General features: G+C 68.4%; 17 protein-coding genes. 9 read left to right on the forward strand and 8 right to left on the reverse strand.

The annotated features are described in order from the left end of the window. Positions 1–233: 233 nt before the first annotated feature. On the reverse strand, positions 234–4118 hold the full coding sequence (gene purL, locus AC5P8R_RS11370; RefSeq protein WP_126411710.1) for a phosphoribosylformylglycinamidine synthase: 3885 nt from the start codon (positions 4116–4118) through the stop codon (positions 234–236). An 823-nt stretch (positions 4119–4941) separates the two neighbouring features. On the opposite strand from purL, the gene AC5P8R_RS11375 reads away from it, so the two are divergent. Next, positions 4942–7041 (forward strand): glycosyl hydrolase family 18 protein, encoded by a 2100-nt coding sequence (locus AC5P8R_RS11375; RefSeq protein ID WP_495223420.1) that lies wholly within the window; start codon positions 4942–4944, stop codon positions 7039–7041. Between the two features lie 121 nt (positions 7042–7162). On the opposite strand, the gene AC5P8R_RS11380 is transcribed toward AC5P8R_RS11375, so the two are convergent. Next, positions 7163–7948 carry a thioredoxin fold domain-containing protein gene (locus tag AC5P8R_RS11380; protein ID WP_014645882.1) on the reverse strand — a complete coding sequence of 262 codons (786 nt, stop codon included), beginning with the start codon at positions 7946–7948 and terminating at the stop codon, positions 7163–7165. Positions 7949–8048: 100 nt separating this feature from the next. Beyond that, positions 8049–9026, reverse strand: coding sequence for a site-specific tyrosine recombinase XerD (gene xerD, locus AC5P8R_RS11385; RefSeq protein WP_046428433.1), 978 nt, complete (start codon positions 9024–9026; stop codon positions 8049–8051). A 56-nt stretch (positions 9027–9082) separates the two neighbouring features. Here xerD and AC5P8R_RS11390 point away from each other — a divergent pair, with 56 nt between their 5' ends. Continuing rightward, positions 9083–9574: an RDD family protein gene (locus AC5P8R_RS11390; RefSeq protein WP_262088246.1), complete on the forward strand. Its 492-nt coding sequence runs from the start codon at positions 9083–9085 to the stop codon at positions 9572–9574. Between the two features lie 179 nt (positions 9575–9753). Here AC5P8R_RS11390 and lptG read toward each other — a convergent pair whose 3' ends face one another. Together lptG and lptF are read right to left on the reverse strand one after the other, a co-directional pair. After that, positions 9754–10860: an LPS export ABC transporter permease LptG gene (gene lptG / locus AC5P8R_RS11395; protein WP_032962258.1), complete on the reverse strand. Its 1107-nt coding sequence runs from the start codon at positions 10858–10860 to the stop codon at positions 9754–9756. Further along, a complete protein-coding gene (lptF, locus tag AC5P8R_RS11400; protein WP_032962260.1) occupies positions 10857–11939 on the reverse strand; it encodes an LPS export ABC transporter permease LptF in 1083 nt (360 codons plus the stop codon). The genes lptG and lptF overlap by 4 nt, the downstream gene beginning before the upstream one ends. 104 nt (positions 11940–12043) lie before the next feature. Here lptF and AC5P8R_RS11405 point away from each other — a divergent pair, with 104 nt between their 5' ends. From AC5P8R_RS11405 to AC5P8R_RS11425, 5 genes are all read left to right on the forward strand, one after another. Next, positions 12044–13522 carry a leucyl aminopeptidase gene (locus AC5P8R_RS11405; RefSeq protein WP_495223422.1) on the forward strand — a complete coding sequence of 493 codons (1479 nt, stop codon included), beginning with the start codon at positions 12044–12046 and terminating at the stop codon, positions 13520–13522. Between the two features lie 82 nt (positions 13523–13604). Then, positions 13605–14030 (forward strand): DNA polymerase III subunit chi, encoded by a 426-nt coding sequence (locus AC5P8R_RS11410; RefSeq protein ID WP_014645876.1) that lies wholly within the window; start codon positions 13605–13607, stop codon positions 14028–14030. A gap of 19 nt (positions 14031–14049) precedes the next feature. Next, the gene (locus AC5P8R_RS11415; protein ID WP_014035920.1) at positions 14050–14241 is read left to right on the forward strand and encodes a YqaE/Pmp3 family membrane protein; all 192 of its coding nucleotides are present in this window, start codon (positions 14050–14052) and stop codon (positions 14239–14241) included. Positions 14242–14274: 33 nt separating this feature from the next. Beyond that, positions 14275–17103 carry a valine--tRNA ligase gene (locus AC5P8R_RS11420; RefSeq protein ID WP_032962264.1) on the forward strand — a complete coding sequence of 943 codons (2829 nt, stop codon included), beginning with the start codon at positions 14275–14277 and terminating at the stop codon, positions 17101–17103. Positions 17104–17236: 133 nt separating this feature from the next. Continuing rightward, on the forward strand, positions 17237–18058 hold the full coding sequence (locus AC5P8R_RS11425; protein WP_032962266.1) for an EamA family transporter: 822 nt from the start codon (positions 17237–17239) through the stop codon (positions 18056–18058). 45 nt (positions 18059–18103) lie between these two features. On the opposite strand, the gene rimI is transcribed toward AC5P8R_RS11425, so the two are convergent. From rimI to pssA, 3 genes are read right to left on the reverse strand one after another with little or no spacing between them, the layout of a single operon-like run. Continuing rightward, entirely contained in the window at positions 18104–18601 is a 498-nt protein-coding gene (rimI, locus tag AC5P8R_RS11430) for a ribosomal protein S18-alanine N-acetyltransferase (protein WP_014645873.1), read from the reverse strand. Beyond that, complete coding sequence (locus AC5P8R_RS11435) at positions 18598–19101, reverse strand: hypothetical protein (RefSeq protein WP_495223423.1); 504 nt, start codon at positions 19099–19101, stop codon at positions 18598–18600. Before AC5P8R_RS11435 ends, rimI begins: the two co-directional genes overlap by 4 nt. Next, the gene (pssA, locus tag AC5P8R_RS11440; protein WP_069118017.1) at positions 19098–19874 is read right to left on the reverse strand and encodes a CDP-diacylglycerol--serine O-phosphatidyltransferase; all 777 of its coding nucleotides are present in this window, start codon (positions 19872–19874) and stop codon (positions 19098–19100) included. The genes AC5P8R_RS11435 and pssA overlap by 4 nt, the downstream gene beginning before the upstream one ends. A gap of 80 nt (positions 19875–19954) precedes the next feature. On the opposite strand from pssA, the gene AC5P8R_RS11445 reads away from it, so the two are divergent. Continuing rightward, positions 19955–20332: a DUF4124 domain-containing protein gene (locus AC5P8R_RS11445; protein WP_046428468.1), complete on the forward strand. Its 378-nt coding sequence runs from the start codon at positions 19955–19957 to the stop codon at positions 20330–20332. A gap of 545 nt (positions 20333–20877) precedes the next feature. After that, entirely contained in the window at positions 20878–22581 is a 1704-nt protein-coding gene (locus tag AC5P8R_RS11450; protein ID WP_046428415.1) for a proline--tRNA ligase, read from the forward strand. The last annotated feature ends 188 nt before the right edge of the window (positions 22582–22769 follow it).

Genomic DNA, 22769 nt, shown 5'->3' on the forward strand with positions numbered 1-22769 from the left:
TTGCAGATCGTCAAGACTTTGACACGACAAATCCTATTGCCGTGAAGCAGTTCACTATTTCACGTGTTTATAAAGGCATTTTGTTAGACATACGTGACGAACTGCTGGCGCATGAAAAACGGATGTAACTAGCGGCCAGATCAGCAATTTCACGCACACAAAGAAAAACCCGCCGACAAAGCGGCGGGTTTTTCCATACGCGGTGGCATTGCGGCCTGCGCGGAACGATGCGATCAGCCGCACCACACCCGCGCGTTGCGGAACATGCGCATCCACGGCGAATCACCCTGCCATTCAGCCGGTGCCCAGCTCAGGTTGAGCGCGCGCGGGGTGCGCTCCGGGTGCGGCATCATGATGGTGACGCGGCCGTCGGTGCTGGTCAGGCCGGTGATGCCGTCCGGCGAACCGTTCGGGTTCAGCGGGTACTGGCTGGCGACGTTGCCATGGCCATCGATGTAGCGCAGCGAGACGCGGGCGGCAGCCTGGTCGACGGCGTTGTCGAACACGGCCTGGCCTTCGCCGTGCGCCACCGCTACCGGCAGGCGCGAGCCGGCCATGCCACGCAGCAGGATCGACGGCGATTCCACCACTTCCAGCAGCGCGGTGCGGGCTTCGAACTGCTCGCTGGCATTGCGGCGGAACTGCGGCCAGTGTCCGGCACCCGGGATGATGTTCTTGAGCTGGCTCATCATCTGGCAGCCGTTGCACACGCCCAGCGCGAAGCTGTCTTCGCGCGCGAAGAACGCGGCGAAGGCATCACGCAGCGCACTGCGCTCCAGGATCGAGGTGGCCCAGCCACGGCCGGCACCGAGCACATCGCCGTAGCTGAAGCCGCCGCAGGCGACCAGGCCGGTGAAATCCTGCAGCGCCACGCGGCCTTCGATCAGGTCGCTCATGTGCACGTCGAAGGCGCGGAAGCCGGCACGTTCGAAGGCGTTGGCCATTTCGATCTGGCCGTTGACGCCCTGCTCGCGCAGCACCGCCACGCGCGGACGCGCACCGGTGCTGATGAACGGTGCCGCCACATCCTCGTTCAGGTCGAAGCTGAGCTTGGGCTTCAGGCCCGGTGCGTTGAAGGCACGGGCGACCTCGCGCTCGGCATCGGCGTTGGCCGGGTTGTCGCGGCGCTTCTGCATCGCGTGGGTGACCGACCACCAGGCGTCGAACAGTGCGTCCCAACGCCATTCGGCCAGGTTCTCGCCACCCAGCGACACGCGCACCACCGGCGCGGTGGTCGGCTTGGCGATGCGCTGTGCGCATTCGGTCAGTGCGTGGCGTTCGACCAGGTCGGCGAACGCAGCGCGGTCTTCGCGCGCGATCTGCACCACCGCACCCAGTTCTTCGTTGAACAGGCTGCGGAACGGATCATCGCCCCAGGCATCGAGCGTGATGTCCAGGCCAAGACGCGAAGTGAAGGCCATTTCGCACAGCGCGGCGAAGGCACCACCGTCGCTGCGGTCGTGGTAGGCCAGCAGCAGGCCGGACTGGCGCGCATCGCGGATCAGCTCGAAGAAGCCACGCAGGCGCTGCGGATCGTCCAGGTCCGGAGCGGCACCGGCGAAGGCCGGCAGGTCGCCATGGTCGGCGTGCACCTGGGCCAGGATCGAACCGCCCAGGCGCTGCTTGCCGGCACCCAGGCCGATCAGCCACAGCTCGCTGTCCACGTCGCGGTCGAGCAGCGGGGTCAGCTGCTTGCGCACGTCGGCGACCGGCGCGAACGCCGAGATCACCAGCGACACCGGCGACACGCTCTTGTGCGCTTCGCCCTGGTCGTGCCACTGCGCCTGCATCGACAGCGAGTCCTTGCCCACCGGGATGCTGATGTCCAGCTGCGGGCACAGTTCCATGCCCACCGCCTTCACCGCGTCGTACAGCAGTGCGTCTTCGCCCGGATGGCCGGCCGCGGCCATCCAGTTCGCCGACAGCTTGATTTCATCCAGCGCATCGACCGGGGCCGCACACAGGTTGGTCAGCGCTTCGCCCACCGCCATGCGTGCCGACGCAGCGGCGTCGAGCAGGGCCAGCGGGGTGCGCTCGCCGATCGACATCGCTTCGCCGGCCACGCCATCGAAGTCGGCCAGGGTGATCGCCACGTCGGCCACCGGCAGCTGCCACGGGCCGACCATCTGCTCACGCGCGGTCAGGCCACCGACGCTGCGGTCACCGATGGTGACCAGGAAGTTCTTCGAGGCGACGGTCGGGTGCGCGAGTACGCGCAGGCCGGCTTCCTGCAGGTCCAGGCCGCCGGTCTTCAGCGCCGGCCAGCGCGGTGCCGGCGGGTGCGCGGTGTCGCGGTGCATCTTCGGCGGCTTGCCGAACAGCACGTCCATCGGCAGGTCGATCGGCGCATCGGCCGGGGTGTGGCCCGGCACGGCACCGTAGGCCACCACCAGGTGCTCCTCGGCGGTGGCCACGCCAACGGCAGCGAACGGGCAGCGCTCGCGGGCGCACAGCGCGGCGAACTCGGCCAGGCGCTCCTGGGCCACGCCCAGCACGTAGCGCTCCTGCGACTCGTTGCACCACAGCTGCATCGGCGACAGCGACGGATCATCGGTGGGCACCTTGCCCAGGTCGATGACACCGCCGACCTTGGAGTCGTGCAGCAGTTCGGGGATGGCATTGGACAGGCCACCGGCACCGACGTCGTGGAAGAACTTGATCGGGTTGTTGGCGCCCATCGCCACGCAGCGGTCGATGACCTCCTGGCAGCGGCGCTCCATTTCCGGGTTGTCGCGCTGCACGCTGGCAAAGTCCAGGTCCTCGGCGCTCTCGCCGGAGGCCACCGAACTGGCCGCGCCGCCGCCCAGGCCGATCAGCATTGCCGGGCCACCCAGCACGATGACCGCATCACCGGCCTGCAGCGGGATCTTGTCGACCTGCACGCGATCAATCGCGCCGAGGCCGCCGGCCAGCATGATCGGCTTGTCGTACGCACGCACCAGATCGGCGCCTTCCGGCAGCTCGAAGCTGCGGAAGTAGCCGAGCAGGTTCGGTCGGCCGAATTCGTTGTTGAACGCGGCGCCGCCGAGCGGGCCGTCGGTCATGATTTCCAGCGCCGGCGCCATGCGCGGGTTCAGCGCGCGCGGCGCTTCCCACGGCTGCGGCAGCTCGGGGATGCGCAGGTGCGAGACCGAGAAGCCGGTCAGGCCCGCCTTCGGCTTGCCGCCACGGCCGGTCGCGCCCTCATCGCGGATCTCGCCACCGGCACCGGTCGAGGCACCCGGGAACGGCGCGATCGCGGTCGGATGGTTGTGCGTTTCCACCTTGATCTGGAACGCGCTGGGCACCTGCGGCTCGCGGCGGTATTCGCCACTGGCCGGATCGGGGCGATAGCGCGAGGCCGGATGGCCTTCGATCACCGCGGCATTGTCGCTGTACGCGCTGAGCGTGTGCTGCGGAGTCTGCTGGTGGGTGTTCTTGATCATCCGGAACAGCGAGCGGTCCTGCTCCTGGCCGTCGATGGTCCAGCTGGCGTTGAAGATCTTGTGGCGGCAGTGCTCGGAATTGGCCTGCGCGAACATCATCAGTTCCACGTCCGACGGCGACCGGCCCAGCGCAGTGAAACGCTCGCGCAGGTAGTCGATCTCGTCCTGGGCCATGGCCAGGCCGAGGCGCTGGTTGGCGGCCTCCAGCTGGTCCACCGGCACGCGCTCCAGTTCACCCCGGGCCGGTGCCGAGAACAGCGCCTGGCCCTGTTCCACGGTCTCCAGCACCGACTGCGTCATCGGGTCGTGCAGCGCCTTGACCAGCGCCTGCTGGGCGGCGGCATCGGCCGGCCAGCCCTGCACGTCGATGCGCAGGCCACGTTCGACCCGGCTGACCGGCTGGCCGGCACCGCGGACCAGTTCGGTGGCCTTGCTCGACCACGGCGACAGCGTGCCCAGGCGCGGCACCACGATGCGGCTGACCGCGCCGTCGGCCACGGCTTCGGCCTGCGGCGCCGCTTCGAGGATGCGGCACAGGGTGGTCAGGTCGGGGGCGGCGCTGCCTTCGGGCTGCACGAAATAGACGTGCCAGGCACCGCTGATGCGCAGGGAGGGAGCGATGGACTGCAGGCGGGATTCAAGACGTTCGCGGCGGAACGGCGACAGGGCGGGCGCGCCCTCGAGGACCATCATGTCCGGGGAACCGTAGTTGGGAAACGGGCCCGACATTGTACCGGAAGCGGGGGAAGGGCTCTGGCCGGGCGGCGCCCGGCACCCGCCGAGGCCAGGGCAACGGCAACAGCAACGGCCAAAGCAAAAGCGGGGTTCCCGTGGGGTGGCGGGGGGGGGGCCGGTGGCGGGGGACGCCGTAAACCCGTCCCTGGGGGCTTGGCCGCGGCATCCATGCCGCGGACACCCCCGCCACCGGACCCACCCCGCCTTCGACAGATTTCCGCGATCTGCGGTAAATCCACGCCATGCGTGCATGCTCTGCGGTAGTGCCGGCCGCTGGCCGGCAACCAGGGAAATCTCAGAAGTCAGGCATTGAAGAGCGAAGCGACCGGCTTTTGCTTTTGATTTTTTGTTCTGTCTTTCGTGGCTGGCCGCGCAGGAACCTGTCCGTGGCCGGGCGGGTGGGTTGCGCAGGGGCGTAAGCGCCATGGATGGCGCGCCCGAGCCTACAGGGACGTATTCACGGCGTCCCCTGCGCAGCCCACCCACCCGGCCAACCCCAGAAATCTGCTTTTCGCGGAAAGCCCCCAGCCACGAGGGGGCTCCGCCGATGGCCGCCGACCGCGCGCAGCGCCGCTCTCCGCCCGAATCCCGGAACCATGCGCTTGCTCACGGATTGACCACGCGATTGATGACAACGTTGTCCCCACCTGGGCGCCGGACTCTCTCCCCGGCCCCCCAGGTACCCCGTCCGCCCCCTCCGTCGCCTTCCCGGGCGACGCCCGGACCTGCGTCACGCGCGGCGCCATCGGGGCCCGCGCGCCCTTTGATCGGAGACTTACCCATGTACGACCCGATTGTGCGCAGTGCCGAACGTTCGACCCGAAGCTGTCGTCCCCGCCACCTGGCCTGGCTGCTTGCCCTGGCCGCCGGTACCGCCGCCCTGCCCGGCCTGGCGCAGGCTGCCAGCTGTGCCGGCGTGGCCCAGTGGGACCAGGCCAGGATCTACCGGGCCGGCGATACCCTGCAGAAAGGAGGCGTCCTCTATCGGGCGAACCAGGACATCTGGAACGCGCCGCCGGACCATCCGGCCGGTGCGCCCTACTACACCAACCTTGGTGCCTGCGATGGCAGCGGCAGCAACCAGCCGCCGGTGGTCAGCCTGACCTCGCCGGCCAACGGCGCCACCTTCAGCGCCGGCAGCACGGTCAACGTGACCGCTACCGCCAGTGACCCGGACGGCAGCGTCGCCAAGGTCGAGTTCTTCCGCGACGGCAGCTCGCTGGGCGTGGCCACCGGTGCGCCGTATGCGGCCAGCTGGGCCAATGCCAGCGCCGGCAGCCACACCCTGCGCGCGGTCGCCACCGACAACAACAACGCCACCACCAGCACCCCGACCATCACCATCACCGTCAACGCCGCCGGTGGCGATACCACCGCACCGAGCGTGCCGGGCGGGCTGGCGGCCGGAACGCGCACCGCCAGCAGCATCGCGCTCAGCTGGAGCCCGTCCACCGACAACACCGGTGGCAGTGGCCTGGCTGGCTATGACGTGTACCGCAACGGCAGCCTGGTCGGTTCGCCGTCCAGCGCCAGCTATGTGGATGGCGGGCTGACCGCATCGACCACCTACCGTTACCGCGTGCGGGCGCGCGACAACGCCGGCAACGCGTCGGCGCAGGGCACCGAAATCAGCGCCACCACGCTGGCCGGTGACGGCGGCACCACCGGCAAGCGGGTCATCGGTTACTTCACCCAGTGGGGCATCTACGGCCGCAACTACCGGGTCAAGAACATCGACAGCAGCGGCTCGGCCGCACGCCTGACCCACATCAACTACGCGTTCGGCAACGTGCGCAACAACCGATGCGAAGTCGGCATCACCCAGCCGTCGGATCCGAACAGCGGTGCCGGTGGCGATGCCTTCGCCGACTACACCAAGGCCTTCAGTGCCGCCGAGAGCGTCAGCGGCAGTGCCGATACCTGGGACCAGCCGCTGCGCGGCAACTGGAACCAGCTCAAGCAGCTCAAGGCCAAATACCCGGGCATGAAGGTGCTGATCTCGCTGGGTGGCTGGACCTGGTCGCGCGGCTTCTCCAGCGCAGCGCGCCCGGAAAACCGCCAGGCCTTCGTCGCCTCGTGCATCGACGCCTACATCAAGGGCAACCTGCCGGTGACCGACGGTGCCGGCGGTGCCGGTGCCGCGCTGGGCGTGTTCGACGGCATCGACATCGACTGGGAATACCCGGTGGCCTGTGGCATCGAATGCGGCAAGCCGGAAGACAACGCCAACTTCACCGCGCTGATGGCCGAGTTCCGCCGCCAACTCGATGCGGTGCGGCCGGGCCTGTTGCTGACGGTGGCGGTGGGTGCCGGCATCGACAAGATCCGTGTCACCGATCCGGCCGCATACCACCCGTACCTGGACTACATCAACGTGATGACCTACGACTTCCACGGCGCGTGGGATACGAAGACCAATCACCAGTCGGCGCTGTTCGATTCGCCGAATGATCCGTCCACCGGCGACCAGAAGCTGTACAACAGCAACGACGCCATCGAGGCCTTCATCAGCCGTGGCGTGCCCGCCGCCAAGCTCAACCTGGGCATTGGCTACTACGGGCGTGGCTGGACGGGTGTGGCCAACGCCAACAACGGCCTGTACCAGACCGCGACCGGCGCCGCCCCGGGTACGTATGAAGCCGGCATCGAGGACTGGAAGGTGCTGAAGAACCTGGCGTGGCCGGGCTACACCGACAACACCGCCGGTGCCACCTGGATCTACAACGGCAGCACGCTGTGGAGCTTCGACACCCCGGCCAACATCACCCGCAAGATGGGTTACGTGAAGACCCAGGGCCTGGGCGGCGCGTTCGTCTGGGAGTTCAGCGGTGACGATGCGCAGGGCACGCTGACCAAGGCGGTCAGTGATGGCCTGAAGTAAGCAAAAGGCCGGGGATGCGACACGCATCCCTGGCTTCCTGCCTGTAGAGCCGAGCCCATGCTCGGCTGCGGAAACAGCAGCCGAGCATGGGCTCGGCTCTACAGAAAAAGACCAGCGGCGATCAGCGCTTGGCCGACAGCTTCTCCAGCGCGGCACGCAGCTGCGCCGGCGGCAGGTAGCCGCCCAGCTGGGTGCCATCCGGCGCGAAGATCGCCGGCGTTCCATTCACGCCCAGCTGCTGGCCCAGCGCGTACTGCATCGCCACCGGGTTGGTGCAGTTCCTGGCCGGCACGCTGCCACCGCGCTTGGCGTTGGTCAGGGCCTGGCGACGATCCGCTGCACACCAGACCGAGATCATGTCGGTGTAGTCCTTGCTGCCCAGGCCCATGCGCGGAAACGCCAGGTACTCGACGGTGATGCCGTTGCGGTTGAGTTCGGCGATGTCCTGGTGCAGCTTGCGGCAGTAACCACACTCGATGTCGGTGAACACGCTGATGGTGTACTTGGCGTTCGGCGCGGCAAACACGATGCGATCGCCGTGGTTGGCCTTGGCCAGCAGGCCGCGGCGGTAACCAAGCAGGCCCTCGCTGTTGGCCGGGCCCTTGGCGCGGGTGTCGTAAGGCTGCGACTGGAACAGGTAGCGGCCGTCATCGGACACGTACAGCAGCTGGCCGGAAACGACGACCTCGCGGAAGCCGGGGAACGGCGCGGCACCGATGTAATCGACCTGGAAACCCGGATTGAGCGCGGTCAACGCGGCACGTACCGCCTGGTCGGCCGGCGCGTTGGCGGCCGGGCTGGCCTTGGCCGCAGCGGCAGCAGGCGCCTTGGCGGCCGGCGGAGCCGGCTGGGCGCAGGCGGTCAGGCTGAGCGCACCGAACACGGCGGCGATGGCAAATCGGAGCATGGAGCGATCCGCAACAGAAGAAGACTCCGGATTCTGACACAGCCGCCGGTACCGGGCCGCGCCGCCCGGCACGGCCCCGGGCAGCGATTCAGCCCGGCGCTCAGCCGCGCGGATGGTGGCGGGCGTGCAGCTTCTGCAGATGCTCGCGCGCTACCAGGGTGTAGATCTGGGTGGTCGACAAGGAACTGTGGCCGAGCAGCATCTGCAGCGCGCGCAGGTCGGCACCGCGGTTGAGCAGATGGGTGGCGAAGCTGTGGCGCAGGCCATGCGGGCTGATCCGCGCCGGGTCGATGCCGGCCACCTGCGCGTGGCGCTTGACCAGGTGCCAGAACGCCTGCCGGGTCAGCGCATGCAGCGTCGGCTCGATGAACAACGGGGTCTGCCCATCGGCCAGGGCGTGCACCTTGCCCTTGCCGACCAGCAGCGGGCGCGACTGCTGCAGGTAACGCTCCAGCCAGTGCTGCGATTCCTCGCCCAGCGGCACCAGCCGTTCCTTGCTGCCCTTGCCGGTGACCCGCAACACGCCCTGGCGCAGGTTGACTGCCGTGGCCGGCAGCAGCACCAGCTCGCTCACGCGCAGGCCGGCGGCGTACATCAGCTCCAGCATGGCGCGGTCGCGCAGCCCCAGCGGGCTGTCGATGTCCGGTGCCGCCAGCAGCGCATCGATCTGGCTCTCGGCCAGCGCCTTGGGCAACAGCCGCGGCAGCTTCGGGGGGTCGAGCAGCGCACTGGGGTCTTCGCTGCGTTCGCCACGGCGCACGCCATCGGCGAAGAACGCCCGCAGCGCCGACAGCAGGCGCGCGTTGCTGCGCGGCGACCAGCCGTGGCGGGTGCGCCAGGCCAGGTAGTCGAACAGCCCGGGACGTTCGATGCCGGCCAGGCCACCGTCGCGTCCATCCATCCAGCGCGCCAGCCCTTCCAGGTCGCGGCGATAGCTGTCCAGGGTGGCGCGGGCCAGGCCGTTCTCGGCCCAGATCGCATCGAGGAAGCGCTGGATGCGCACACTGTCGTCGGCGCGCAGCTCGGGCAGTTGCTGGACCAGCTGGCGGCGTTCGGCGGGGGTGGAAACAAGGGCCATGCATGCAGGATACGAGGGCCACTGCGGGCACGGCCAGCTTTGCGTATGCTCGGCGCATGTCCCGCCCTGCCACCGACACGGCCCCTGCGGCCGCTACCGAAACGCTCCGTCCGCGCGCGCTGCTGTCCTGGCGCATGCTGGCGATGGTCTACGACGCGCTGCCGGTGCTGGCGCTGTGGATGCTGGCCGGCACGCTGTTCACCCTCGCCTACACCTTCAGCGGCCACGCGCAGCGCGAGAACATCGCACCGTTCAGCGCCTGGCAGTGGCTGCTGTGGGCGGTGTGCTGGGCGATCACGGGGTGGTATGCCACGGCCAGCTGGCGCCGTGGCGGACAGACGCTGGGCATGCGGCCGTGGCGGCTGAAACTGCAGTCGCGCGATGGCACGTCGTTGCGGCGCGGCCAGCTGTGGCTGCGCTTCGCGGTGGGGACGCTGTCGCTGCTGCTGGGCGGCCTGGGATTCTGGTGGGCCTGGGTCGACCGCCAACGCCTGACCTGGCACGACCGCGCCAGCGGCACCCGCCTGGTGCGCATGCCCAAGCGGTGATGCACGATCTGTAGAGCCGAGCCCATGCTCGGCTGGCAGGCGGTGCGCAAAAAGCAGCCGAGCATGGGCTCGGCTCTACAGAATCCAGCACGCTGGGCCGGGATGCTGGTGGTCGTGGTACGGATGCCGAAGCGGTGGATTGCCCCGGTAGCGCCGGGCATGGCCCCGCGCTACCAGAATCAGCCCGACTTGCGCCGGAACAACAGTCCGGACACGGCCAGCATGACGATCGGCGGCAGCGCATAGGCAATGCGGTAATCGAACTTCAGCGCACCGGCCATGCGGCCGAAGAACAGCTGCAGCAGCCAGAAGCCCAGTGCAAACAGGATGCCCAGGAACAGGCGCTTGCCCATGCCGCCGCTACGCAGCGACCCGAACGCGAACGGCACCGCGGCCAGGCACAGCGCCAGCACGTTCACCGGGTAGAACCAGCGGCTCCAGTAAACATCCTCGAAATCGCGCGCATCCAGCCCGTTGCGCTGGCGATAGGCAATGCTGGTACTCAGCTCGGCCACGCTGAGGTTTCGCGGCTTGGCGATGCCGGTGGCCAGCGCCGCCGGATCCAGCTTCGAGTTCCACGGCTCACGCGCCACTTCCTGGCGGGTGGCCGAGCGCTCGCCGAAGGTGTCGCGACGCACCCCGGTCAGCACCCAACCGTCCTTGTCGTGCTCGGCGGTGGCGGCATGGGTCAACGAGGCGATATTGCCGTCTTCGGCGATCCGGTACAGGCGCACGTCACGCAGGATCAGCCGCGTGCCCTTGTCGCCCACCAGCTGTTCCTCGCCGCTCTGGGCGTTGAGGAAGGTGTCGCCTTCGCGTGCCCATAGGCCGGAGTAGCGGGTGGTGGAGATGTCCCGCCCCCACTTGGCACTGGCCTTCAATGCATCGGCACGGTCCTGTCCCCACGGGCCCAGCGTCTCGGCGCTGAGCACCATCACTGCGGTCAGCAGCGACAGCGCGATCGCCACCGACACGCTCAGGCGCTTGCGCGACAGGCCCAGCGCACGCAGTGCGGTCAGCTCCGAGGTCGCGGCCAGCTGGCCCAGGCCCATCAGCGCGCCGATCACCGCGGCGGTCGGGAACATCGTGTAGGCGCGGCGCGGCACCGTGTACAGCACCCAGGCGGCGGCATGGCCCAGGGTGTAGCCGTTCTTGCCGATGTCCTTGAACTCGCCGGAGAACGCCATCACCACGTCCAGGCCGACCAGCACCGCCCAGGTCAGCAGCACCGTGGTGAACACCGACTGGCCCAGGTACAGATCGAAACGCATCGGGCGCAGCCTCATGCGCGGGCTCCCTTCGAGCGGCCCAGGCGGCCATCACGTGCATACATCCAGATCGCCAGCGCCAGCAGCGGCACGGTCAACCACCACAGGCCGAGCGCGGCCGGAATCTTGCCGTTGGCGATCCAGCCACTGCCGATGAACATCAGGTTGGTGCCCACCATGTAGGCCATCAGGGCCAGCATCATGCGGCCGTAGCGCTGCTGGCGCGGCGAGCTGCGGCCCAGCGGCACGGTCAGCAGGGCGAAGGCCAGCGCGATCAGCGGCGGTGCCAGGCGGCGGTGCAGCTGCGCCTGCGCCTGCGGGCGCTCATCGCCGATCAGCTGCAGGGTCGGCATCAGTTCCGGGTCGTCCTCGGTGCGGGTCTGTGCACCGTCGGGCAGGGCCACGTCGTTGCGGGCAAAGGTCGCCAGCCGGTAATCCAGCGCGCCGGCCACCGGGCCTTCCACCTGGTGGCCATCATCCAGCTCCAGGAAGCGCTGGCGGGTGCCCTCGAAGAACATGCGGCCGCCATTGGCGGACACCACTTCCAGGCGGTCATCCTTCTGGCGCTGCAGGAACACCTTGCCCAGCTGGGTGCCATCGGGCGAGATCGAGGACAGGTACACCACGCCGCCATTGGGCAGCGGGGTGAAGCGGCCCGGCTCCAGGCCGGCCATCAGCACGCTGCGGTTGGCCTCGATGATCATCTGCTCGGCCATCCGGCCGGCCCACGGGCCCAGCCACAGCGAGCAGGCGCCGACCAGCAGCACCACCGGCACCACCAGCATCAGCAGTGGCCGCAGCAGCCGCTTGGGCCCCACGCCAATGGCGGTGATGACCGCCATCTCCGAGTCGCGGTAGAGCCGGGCCACGGCCAGCAGCAGGCCCAGCATCAGCGCCAGCGGCAGGATCAGCGGCAGGTAGGCGATGAACTGCAGGCCCAGCTGGGAGAACAGCAGCTTGGCCGGCAGGCGTCCGTCGGCGATGTTGCCGAGGATGTCCACCAGCACGCCGCCCACGCTGACCACCAGCAGGACGATCAGGGTAGCCAGGAAACTCTGGACGAAATCGCCCAGCAGGTATCGGTCGAGCTTCAGCATGGGGCGGTGGTTTAAACTCTGGGGTTCGTTCGCGGTGCCGCCCAGTCTACTGTCTGGGCGTAAACGGCCTGCGATTGTACGGACTCGCCAATGGAATCTGCTCAATGGCCCTCGAATTCACCCTGAACCACGTTGCTCCGGCCGCCGCCACCGTTGATTGCCTGGTGGTCGGCGCGTATGCCGACCATACCCTGACCCCGGCCGCGGAGGCCCTGGACGCCGCCAGCGGTGGCCGCCTGGCCGCCCTGGCCCAGCGTGGCGACCTGTCCGGCAAGACCGGCGCGACCACCCTGCTGCACGACCTGCCGGGCGTGACCGCGCCGCGCGTGCTGGTGGTCGGCCTCGGCGACGCCGCCCGCTTCGGCGTGCCGCAGTACCTGAAGGCCGTGGGCGACGCGGTGCGCGCGCTGAAGGCCGGCGCCGCCCGCAGCGCGCTGTTCACCCTGTCCGAAGTGGCCATCAAGGACCGCGACGCGGCCTGGGCGATCCGCCAGGCAGTGATCGCCGCCGATCACGCCGCCTACCGCTACACCGCCACCCTGGGCAAGAAGAAGGCCGACGATGCCGGCCTGGCCCAGCTGGCCGTGGCCGGTGACGACGCCCAGGCCCTGGCCCAGGGCCAGGCCATCGCCGCCGGTGTCGAGTTCGCCCGCGAGCTGGGCAACCTGCCGCCGAACTATTGCACCCCGGCCTATCTGGCCGACGTGGGCGTGAAGTTCGCCGGCGAGCACAAGGGTGCCGAAGCCGAGATCCTCGACGAGCACCAGATGGAAGCGCTGGGCATGGGCTCGCTGCTGGCCGTGGCCCGCGGTTCGGCCAACCGCCCGCGCCTGGTCGTGCTGAAGTGGAACAATGGCGGCGACGCCAAGCCCTACGTGCTGGTCGGCAAGGGCATCACCTTCGATACCGGTGGCGTCAACCTGAAGACCCAGGGCGGCATCGAAGAGATGAAGTACGACATGTGCGGCGGCGCCAACGTCATCGGCACCTTCGTCGCGGCGGTCAAGGCCAAGCTGCCGCTGAACCTGGTGGTGGTGGTGCCGGCGGTGGAAAACGCCATCGACGGCAACGCCTACCGTCCTTCCGACGTGATCACCTCGATGTCGGGCAAGACCATCGAAGTCGGCAACACCGACGCCGAAGGCCGCCTGATCCTGTGCGACGCGCTGACCTACGCACAGCGCTTCGAGCCGGCCGCGCTGGTCGACGTCGCCACCCTGACCGGTGCCTGCATGGTCGCCCTGGGCCACCAGACCGCCGGCCTGATGAGCAAGCACGACGACCTGGCCAACGAGCTGCTGGCCGCCGGCGAGCACGTGTTCGACCGCGCCTGGCGCCTGCCGCTGTGGGACGAGTACCAGCCGATGCTGGATTCGACCTTCGCCGACGTCTACAACATCGGCGGCCGCTGGGCCGGCGCGATCACCGCCGGCTGCTTCCTGTCGCGCTTCACCGAAGGCCAGCGCTGGGCCCACCTGGACATCGCAGGCGTCGCCAGCGATGAAGGCAAGCGTGGCATGGCCACCGGCCGCCCGGTCGGCCTGCTGAGCCAGTGGCTGCTGGACCAGGTCGCCCGCGCCTGATGCCGTACCCGACCCTGGCCGGCAGACGCCGGCCGGGGCCTCGCCCGGCACTGCCGGGCCCTTGCCTGACCCGGACCCTGCCATGCCCCGCGCCGACTTCTACCTGATCGCCAAGCCCCGCTTCCTGACCGAGCCGTTGCGCCTGGTCTGCGAACTGGCGCGCAAGGCCAACGACGCCGGGCTGTTCACCCTGGTGCTGGCCCGTGACCAGGCCCAGGCCGAGGAACTGGACGAGCTGCTGTGGGCGTTCGACAACGATGCCTACATCCCGCACCAGATTGCCGGCGAAGACATGGACGAGGAAGAGGCCCTGGTGCTGATCGCCGTACCCGGCACCGACGCGCCGGCACGCCCGCTGGTGATCAACCTGCGCGATGAGCCCTGGCTGGGCCAGTGCGAGCGTGTGCTGGAAGTGGTCCCGGCCGATCCGGAAGCGCGCGAACCGCTGCGCGAGCGCTGGCGCCAGTACAAGGCCGCCGGTTACGACCTCAACAAGCACGACATGTGAGCCCGGCGAGGACCCCTTGATGCGCCTGCTGATCGCCCTGATTCTTCCCTGGCTGTCCTTCTTCACCATCGGCCGGCCGCTGGCCGGGATCGTCTGCCTGATCCTGCAGATCACCCTGATCGGCTGGCTGCCCGCCGCCATCTGGGCCGCCTACGCGGTCAGCCAGTACCACACCGACCAGAAGATCCGCCGCGCCCTCGGGTCGCGCTGATCTCCCTTCCGCCTTGATTACCGGTTCCCCCGCATGACCCAACTCGCCTCCAGCTACGACCCGACGTCCTTCGAGACCGACCTCTACGAGGCCTGGGAGAAGGCCGGCCACTTCAAGCCGTCCGGCACGGGCGAGCCGTACACCATCCTGCTGCCACCGCCGAACGTGACCGGCACCCTGCACATGGGCCATGCCTTCCAGCAGACCCTGATGGATGCGCTGGTGCGCTACCACCGCATGCGCGGCTACGACACGCTGTGGCAGGTCGGTACCGACCATGCCGGCATCGCCACCGAAATGGTGGTCAGCCGCAACCTGGCGCTGGAAGGCAAGGGCGAGACCCGCGATTCGCTGGGCCGCGAAGGCTTCATCGGCAAGGTCTGGGAGTGGAAGCAGCAGTCCGGCGACACCATCGAACGCCAGATGCGCCGCCTCGGCACCTCCGCCGACTGGTCGCGCAGCACTTTCACCATGGACCCGCAGCCATCGGCGGCGGTCAACGAGGCCTTCGTGCGCTGGTACGAGCAGGGCCTAATCTACCGCGGCCAGCGCCTGGTGAACTGGGACCCGGTGCTGAAGACCGCCATTTCCGACCTGGAAGTGGAGAGCGCCGAGGAAGACGGCTTCCTGTGGTCGATCGCCTACACGCTGGATGACGGCCTGAGCTACGAGCACGTCGAGCGCGATGCCGACGGCGTGGAAACCCTGCGCGAAACCCGCGACTACCTGGTCGTTGCCACCACCCGCCCGGAAACCCTGCTGGGCGATACCGCGGTGATGGTGCACCCGGAAGACGAGCGTTACGCGCACCTGATCGGCAGGAACGTGGTGCTGCCGTTGACCGGCCGGCGCGTGCCGGTGATCGCCGACGACTACGTGGACCGCGCGTTCGGCACCGGCGTGGTCAAGGTCACCCCTGCACATGATTTCAACGACTATGAAGTGGGCGTGCGCCACAGCCTGCCGATGATCAACCTGTTCACCCCGGTGGCGGCGCTGAACGAGAACGCGCCGGAACGCTTCCGGGGCCTGGACCGCTATGAAGCACGCAAGGCCGTGCTGGCCGAGCTGGAAGACCTGGGCATCCTGGTCGAGACCAAGGCGCACAAGCTGCAGGTGCCGCGTGGCGACCGAACCGGCCAGGTGATCGAGCCGTACCTGACCGACCAGTGGTTCGTGAAGATGGACGACCTGGCCAAGCGTGGCCTGGACCTGGTCGAGGACGGAAGCATTGCCTTCGTGCCGCCGAACTGGATCAACACCTACCGCCACTGGATGAACAACATCCAGGACTGGTGCATCAGCCGCCAGCTGTGGTGGGGCCACCGCATCCCGGCGTGGTTCGATGCCGCCACCGGCAGCTGCTACGTCGGTCGCAGCGAAGAGGAAGTGCGGGCCAAGCACAACCTGGGCAGCGAGGTGGTGCTGAACCAGGAAAGCGACGTGCTGGAGACCTGGTTCTCCTCGCAGCTGTGGCCGTTCTCCACCCTGGGCTGGCCGAACGAACAGGCCATGGCCGAGCGCGGCTTCGACCGTTACCTGCCGTCGTCGGTGCTGATCACCGGCTTCGACATCATCTTCTTCTGGGTGGCGCGCATGATCATGGCCACCGACAACCTGGTCGGGAAGATCCCGTTCAAGGACGTGTACTTCACCGGCCTGATCCGCGACGGCCAGGGCCAGAAGATGTCCAAGAGCAAGGGCAACGTGCTCGACCCGCTGGACATCATCGACGGCATCACCATCGACGACCTGGTCGCCAAGCGCACCGGCGGCCTGATGCAGCCGAAGATGGTGGAGAAGATCGAGAAGGCCACCCGCAAGGAATTCCCGGACGGCATTGCTGCCCACGGTGCCGATGCGCTGCGCTTCACCATCGCCGCGCTGGCCACCCACGGCCGCGACATCAAGTTCGACATGAACCGCGCCGAGGGCTACAAGAACTTCTGCAACAAGCTGTGGAACGCCAGCCGCTTCGCGCTGATGAACACCGAAGGTGCGGCGTTCACCGGCGTGCCGACCCCGCGCACCGATGCCGAGCGCTGGATCCTTTCGCGCCTGGCCGCCACCACCGCCGAAGCGCAGGGCCATTTCGCCGCGTACCGCTTCGACCTGCTGGCGCAGTGCCTGTACGAGTTCGCCTGGAACGCGTTCTGCGACTGGTTCCTGGAGCTGAGCAAGCCGGCACTGAACGGTGCCGACGCGGCTGATGCCGAAAGCACCCGCCACACCCTGCTGTACGTGCTGGAAGCGCTGCTGCGCCTGCTGCACCCGCTCACCCCGTTCATCACCGAACAGCTGTGGCAGCAGCTGGCCCCGCGCCTGGGCCTGGCCGAAACCACGCTGTCGCTGCGGCCGTATCCGACCGCCGCCGAATTCGCCGGTGATTTCGCCCAGGCCGAGGCCGACGTGGAATGGCTGAAGGCGGTGATCAGTGCGGTGCGTCGCGTGCGCAGCGAATTGAACGTCGCGCCGTCCAGGCAGGTGCCGCTGCGCCTGCAGGCCGGCCTGGAGCAGGACCGCGTGCGCATCGAACGCTTCAGCGCCTCGCTGTCGTTCCTGCTGAAGCTGGACAGCATCCAGTGGCTGGCCGAGGGCGAAAGCGCACCGCCGGCGGCCGCCGCGATCGTGGGCGAGCTGAAGCTGCTGGTGCCGCTGGAAGGCCTGGTCGATCTCGATGCCGAGCGCGCGCGCCTGGACAAGGAGATCAAGCGCGTGGAAGGTGAGCAGGAAAAGAGCGAAACCAAGCTGGCCAGGTTCACCGACAAGGTGCCACCGGCCGTGGTCGACCAGGAGCGCGTGCGCCTGGTCGACTGGAACACCCAGCTGGCCGGCCTGCGCGAGCAGCGCGCGAAGCTGTAACGTCGCGCTCTGGTGCGTGCCAACCAAGGTTGGCACCTACCACGGCGGGAGAGGTTGGCACCCACCGAAGCGGAATCGGAAACGCCGGGCGATGCCCGGCGTTTCCATTTGCCCCGCATGGCATCATCGGCGGATGCCGCTTTCCATCTTCCTGCTCGTCCTCGCTGCCGCGGCGCTGCATGCCAGCTGGAATGCGATCGTCAAGCGCGGCCCGGACAAGTTCCTCGGTACCGTGCTGGTGACCGGCAGTGCCGCGTTGCTGTCGGCCGCCGCCCTGCCCTTCCTGCCCTTCCCGGCCGCGCACAGCTGGCCCTGGCTTGCTGCGTCGGTGCTGCTGCAGGTGACCTACTACGGGCTGGTCGCGCGTTGTTACCAGCAGGTCGACATGAGCCTGGCCTACCCGCTGATGCGTGGCAGCGCGCCGATCCTGGTCGCACTGGCCGGCACCCTGCTCGGTGAGCCATTGCCCGCCGCAGCGTGGCTGGGCGTGGTGCTGGTGAGCACCGGCATCCTGTGCATGGCACTGGGGGCGCGCGGCGGCCAACTGCGCCTGCCGCTGCTGACCGCAGCGATGATCGCCACCTACACGCTGGTCGATGCGCAGGGTGCGCGCCAGTCCGGCAGCGCGCTCAGCTACACGTTGTGGTTGTTCCTGCTGTCGGGCATCCCGCTGCCGCTGTGGGCGTTGTATACGCGCGGCGGCGCGGTACTGGACTATGCGCGGCAGCATTGGCCGCTGGGACTGGCCGGTGGCGTCGGCACCACCGCCTCCTATGCGATGGCGTTGTGGGCCATGACCCAGGCGCCGGTGGCAATGATCTCGGCGCTGCGCGAATCCTCGATCCTGTTCGCGCTGCTGATCTCGGTGTTCCTGCTGCGCGAGCGGGTGCCGCGCACGCGCTGGCTGGCAGCGTCGCTCATCGTGGGCGGCGTGCTGGCGTTGCGGCTGGCGTGAGCGACGCATCGGTAGTGCCGGCCGCTGGCCGGCAACCCGTCTGCGTTACAGCGGCGGCATTTCCTGCAGATCGCCGTCGACCAGCTCGATCGCCATCACGACCGCATCCTCGCGGCCCTGTGCAGCCGGGTAGTAGCGCGGGCGGCGGCCGATCTCGTTGAATCCTTCGCTGTGATACAGCGCCAGCGCCGGCGTATTGGACGGACGCACTTCCAGGAAGACGCGCTGTGCGCCACGGTCGGCGGCCAGCTGCACCAGCGCGCGCAGCAGCTGGCGGCCCAGCCCGCGCGACTGTGCCAGCGGATCGATGCAGATGTTCAGCACGTGCGCTTCATCGGCGGCGATGCTGAGCACGCCATAGCCGACCAGCAGGCCATCGCGCTCCATCGCCAGGCCGGGATAGCCGGCACGCAGGCAGTCGATGAAGATGCCGCGGGTCCAGGGAAAAGGGTAGCCGCGCAGTTCGATCGCCATTACCGCATTGAGGTCGCTCTCGCGCAACGCACGCAGGCTGACCGGGCCGGGCCGGGTGACCGCGCTCATGGCGTGCCCCGCTTGCGCAGGGCACGCAGCTGCGGCCACAGCGCACGCTTGGCGGCCGGGTCGTGGCGCAGCTGGTCCAGCGGCCAGCTGTCCATCAACCGCTGCGTAGCCGGGTCGTTCGGGTTGCAGCCGGACGCACGCAGCAGCGCGATCTGCAGGCGATCCGGCAGGCGGACCACCGGCTGGCGCGCGTTGCCGCTGGGCATCGGGCGCTCAGCCGCCGGCACGGTATCCGGGGCACTGACCGGCGTTTCGCGGCGCGGCGGTGCCGGCCGTTCCGGGCGGGCTGCGGGCGCCACCCCGGCATGCTGTTCGCGCGACGGCACGGGGGCCCGCGCCGGTTCCGGCGGGGCGACGCTGGCCTCGGCTTCGGCCACGCTCAACTGCAGCGCGGCATCCAGCTCGGCAGCCAGCTGGCCATCGTGATAGACGGTGTAGCCCATGGCCTGCAGCCAGGCCTGCTGGGCCGGTGACCACAGCACGGGCAGGTCCTCGCTCACGCGGCCTCGGACTTCTTGCGCAGGCGCTGCACGGCCCACATCACCGGGCCGGACAAGGCGTACAGGATGCCGACCGCGAACAGCACGCGCGGCAGGTCGATGACCGCAATCGCGATCGCCACCGGCACCAGTGCCAGCACCAGGAACGGCACGCGGTCCGAACGGGTGCCCTTGGCAGCGCCACCCTTGAAGCTCCAGAAGCGGATGCGGCTGACCATCAGCAGCGCAGCGATGATCGTCACCGCCAGCGCCACGTAGCGCAGCTGGTTGCCGTCCCAGCCCAGGTTGCCATCGGCGAACGCCCAGACGAAGGACATCATCAGGCCCGCTGCTGCCGGGCTGGCCAGGCCGACGAACCAGCGCTTGTCGACCACCGCCACCTGGGTATTGAAGCGGGCCAGGCGCAGCGCCGCGCAGGCCGCATACAGGAAGGCCACGGCCCAGCCGACGCGGCCGAGCAGCGGATCGTCGAACTTCAGCCACGACAGCGACCAGTGGTACATCACCAGCGCCGGGGCCATGCCGAAGCTGACCAGGTCGGCCAGCGAGTCGTACTGCACGCCGAATTCGCTGCTGGTACCGGTCAGGCGCGCCACGCGCCCGTCCAGGCCATCCATCACCGCCGCCACGAACACGGCGATGCTGGCATTGACGAAATCCCCGTTGGCCGCGGCGATGATCGCGTAGAAACCGGCGAACAGGCCGGCGGTGGTGAACAGGTTGGGCAGCAGGTAAATCGTGCGCGAGCGCGGCGGCGGTGTGATCGGGTCCATGGAATCCAGTTTAATCGACTTGCCAGCGGTCGGCGCCAATGCTGCAATCGGCGTTCTGCGCCCATTCCGTGGAGTCTGCCATGCGTGCCCTGTCCTGCCTTGGATGCCTGCTGCTGTTGGCCAGTGCCAACGCCGTGGCCGGCCCCGTCTACAAATGGAAGGACGCCCATGGCGTAACCCAGTATTCGGAGACCCCGCCGGCGGGCAAGAAGTTCGAGACCCGCGAGCAGGCCCGCACCCCGCAGGCCGCAGCCAGCACCGAGACCCCGGCCGCGCCGGTCCCTGGGCAGTGCAGCACGGCCCGGGCCAACCTGGCCCTGCTGGACGGCGGTGGCCAGGTGATGCAGGACACCGATGGTGATGGCAAGGCCGATACCCCATTGACTCCGGAGCAGCACACCGCGCAGAGGGGATTGGCGGAGGCCGCCATCAAGGCGTACTGCCCACCGGCCGGTTAAGGGTATCGGCAGGGCTGCGCCCTGCACCTGCAGAGGCAACAGCAAGGGCAACAGCCGGCTCTGGGCTATCTGTGGGTTGGGCGGGGCGGTGTCGGTGGTAGATCCACGCCATGCGTGGATGAAATCTGTCAGATCTCGAATTGAATTCGGGGTCAGATCCGTTTTCCTGCGGAAAACGGATCTGACCCCAGGAGCCATTCCGACAGCTCGCAGGAAACTGTCGAAGGCGGGGTGGGTCCGGCGGCAGGGGTGTGAGCGCCATGGGCCCGAGGCATGCCTCGGGCGGGTTGGGCAGGACGCTCAACACCGGTCTTGCCGTGTGCGCAGGACAGCGCACACGAGCAAGGCGCGACCAAGCCCCCAGGGATGGGTTTACGGCGTCCCCTGCCGCCGGACCCACCCCGCCATCTCCCAGGAACCCCGTTTTTGCTGTTGCTGTTGCTGTTGACGTTGCTTGAGGCGGGTGCAGGGCGCAGCCCTGCCGATACCCCTCCCCCCGGCCGGGCTGGCAGAATAGAGGTCTCTGCCGTTATCCGAAGCCGACGATGCGCCTCTCCCAGTTCCACCTGCACACCACCAAGGAAACCCCCAGCGACGCCGAGCTGACCAGCCATCGGCTGATGCTGCGCGCGGGCATGATCCGCAAGCTGGCATCGGGCCTGTACACCTGGTCGCCGCTGGGCCTGCGCGTGCTGCGCAAGGTCGAGCGCATCGTGCGCGAGGAAATGGACCGGGCCGGTGCCGTGGAATTCCAGATCCCGACCATCCAGCCGAAGGAACTGTGGGAGCAGACCGGCCGCTGGCAGAAGTTCGGCCCGCAGCTGCTGAAGATCAAGGACCGCAAGGACCAGGTGTTCTGCTACAGCCCGACCGCCGAAGAAGCCGCCTGCGACTTCGCGCGCAGCGAGCTGTCCAGCTACAAGCAGCTGCCGGTGAACTTCTACCAGGTGCAGACCAAGTTCCGCGACGAGATCCGCCCGCGCTTCGGCGTGATGCGTTCGCGCGAGTTCCTGATGAAGGACGCCTATTCGTTCCACCTGCACGATGAGTGCCTGGTGCGCGAATACGAGAACATGAAGTCGGCCTACAGCCGCATCTTCACCCGCCTCGGCCTGGATTTCCGCATGGTGCAGGCGGACTCCGGTGCCATCGGCGGTGATGCGTCGCAGGAATTCCACGTCATCGCCGATTCCGGCGAGGACGCGCTGGTGTTCTCCACCGGCTCGGACTACGCAGCCAACATGGAAGCGGCGATTGCCGCCGACCCGGCGCCGCGTGCGGCCGCCACCGAAACGATGCGCAAGGTGGATACCCCCACCCAGAAGACCTGCGAGGACGTCGCGGCGCTGCTCGGCATCGACCTGCAGCGCACGGTGAAGTCGGTGGCGCTGATCGCCGGCGAAGGCAAGGCACAGCAGTTCGTGCTGGCGCTGGTGCGTGGCGACCATGAGGTCAACGAGATCAAGCTGGCCAAGGTCGCCGGCCTGGACGAGCAGCGCTTCGCCAGCGAGGCGGAAATCGCCGAGCACCTGGGCAGCGTGCCGGGCTTCCTTGGCCCGGTCGCCCCGGCCAAGGCCATCCGCGTGGTCGCCGATCGCGAAGTGGCGGCGATGGCCGACTTCGTCGTCGGCGCCAACGAAGCCGGTTTCCACCTGGCCGGCGTCAACTGGGGCCGCGACCTGCCGGAACCGGAAGTGGCCGACATCCGCAACGTGCGGGCCGGCGACCGTGCCGTGGACGGCGGTGAACTGAAGATCGCACGTGGCATCGAAGTCGGCCATGTGTTCCAGCTCGGCCGCAAGTACGCCGAAGCGCTGGATGCCACCGTGCTGGACGAGAACGGCAAGGCCGCGGTGATGGCGATGGGGTGCTACGGCATCGGCATCTCGCGCGTGGTGGCTGCCGCGATCGAACAGAACCATGACGATGCCGGCATCATCTGGCCGGACGCGATGGCGCCGTGGCAGGTGGTGGTGTGCGTGATCAACCCGAAGGGCGATGCGGCCGTGGCCGACGCCGCTGCCAACCTGCTGCAGGAGCTGCGCGACGCGGGCCTGGACGCTGCACTCGACGACCGCGGCCTGCGCCCGGGCGCGATGTTCGCCGACATGGAGCTGATCGGTATTCCGCATCGCGTGGTGGTCAGCGAACGCGGCCTGGCCGCTGGCACCTACGAGTACCGCTCGCGCCGCGCCAGCGACGCGGAGAACCTGGACAAGGCCTCCCTGCTGCAGCGTCTGCAGGGCTGATCAGGAAAAGACCGGGGCCTGCCCCGGTCTTTTTTTTTGCCCGCGCCCTTCCCCGATATTGCAGCGGACATAATCCGGTCAAAATCACCGCGACGGCGTCTGCATGCCGCCACGCCATGACCCGCCTGCATTTGTGCTGTGATTAATTCATCTCTATTCTGTCCGCCGACGCCATGGACTGGCTTGTC

It is taken from the genome of Stenotrophomonas sp. YJH_SMC_73, from assembly GCF_059370155.1.

What these genes read in the sequence shown, in the direction of transcription:
- purL (WP_126411710.1), bottom strand. Translation starts at nt 4,118, where the DNA reads ATGATGGTCCTCGAGGGCGCGCCCGCCCTGTCGCCGTTCCGCCGCGAA.
- AC5P8R_RS11375 (WP_495223420.1), top strand. Translation starts at nt 4,942, where the DNA reads ATGTACGACCCGATTGTGCGCAGTGCCGAACGTTCGACCCGAAGCTGT.
- AC5P8R_RS11380 (WP_014645882.1), bottom strand. Translation starts at nt 7,948, where the DNA reads ATGCTCCGATTTGCCATCGCCGCCGTGTTCGGTGCGCTCAGCCTGACC.
- xerD (WP_046428433.1), bottom strand. Translation starts at nt 9,026, where the DNA reads ATGGCCCTTGTTTCCACCCCCGCCGAACGCCGCCAGCTGGTCCAGCAA.
- AC5P8R_RS11390 (WP_262088246.1), top strand. Translation starts at nt 9,083, where the DNA reads ATGTCCCGCCCTGCCACCGACACGGCCCCTGCGGCCGCTACCGAAACG.
- lptG (WP_032962258.1), bottom strand. Translation starts at nt 10,860, where the DNA reads ATGAGGCTGCGCCCGATGCGTTTCGATCTGTACCTGGGCCAGTCGGTG.
- lptF (WP_032962260.1), bottom strand. Translation starts at nt 11,939, where the DNA reads ATGCTGAAGCTCGACCGATACCTGCTGGGCGATTTCGTCCAGAGTTTC.
- AC5P8R_RS11405 (WP_495223422.1), top strand. Translation starts at nt 12,044, where the DNA reads ATGGCCCTCGAATTCACCCTGAACCACGTTGCTCCGGCCGCCGCCACC.
- AC5P8R_RS11410 (WP_014645876.1), top strand. Translation starts at nt 13,605, where the DNA reads ATGCCCCGCGCCGACTTCTACCTGATCGCCAAGCCCCGCTTCCTGACC.
- AC5P8R_RS11415 (WP_014035920.1), top strand. Translation starts at nt 14,050, where the DNA reads ATGCGCCTGCTGATCGCCCTGATTCTTCCCTGGCTGTCCTTCTTCACC.
- AC5P8R_RS11420 (WP_032962264.1), top strand. Translation starts at nt 14,275, where the DNA reads ATGACCCAACTCGCCTCCAGCTACGACCCGACGTCCTTCGAGACCGAC.
- AC5P8R_RS11425 (WP_032962266.1), top strand. Translation starts at nt 17,237, where the DNA reads ATGCCGCTTTCCATCTTCCTGCTCGTCCTCGCTGCCGCGGCGCTGCAT.
- rimI (WP_014645873.1), bottom strand. Translation starts at nt 18,601, where the DNA reads ATGAGCGCGGTCACCCGGCCCGGCCCGGTCAGCCTGCGTGCGTTGCGC.
- pssA (WP_069118017.1), bottom strand. Translation starts at nt 19,874, where the DNA reads ATGGACCCGATCACACCGCCGCCGCGCTCGCGCACGATTTACCTGCTG.
- AC5P8R_RS11445 (WP_046428468.1), top strand. Translation starts at nt 19,955, where the DNA reads ATGCGTGCCCTGTCCTGCCTTGGATGCCTGCTGCTGTTGGCCAGTGCC.
- AC5P8R_RS11450 (WP_046428415.1), top strand. Translation starts at nt 20,878, where the DNA reads ATGCGCCTCTCCCAGTTCCACCTGCACACCACCAAGGAAACCCCCAGC.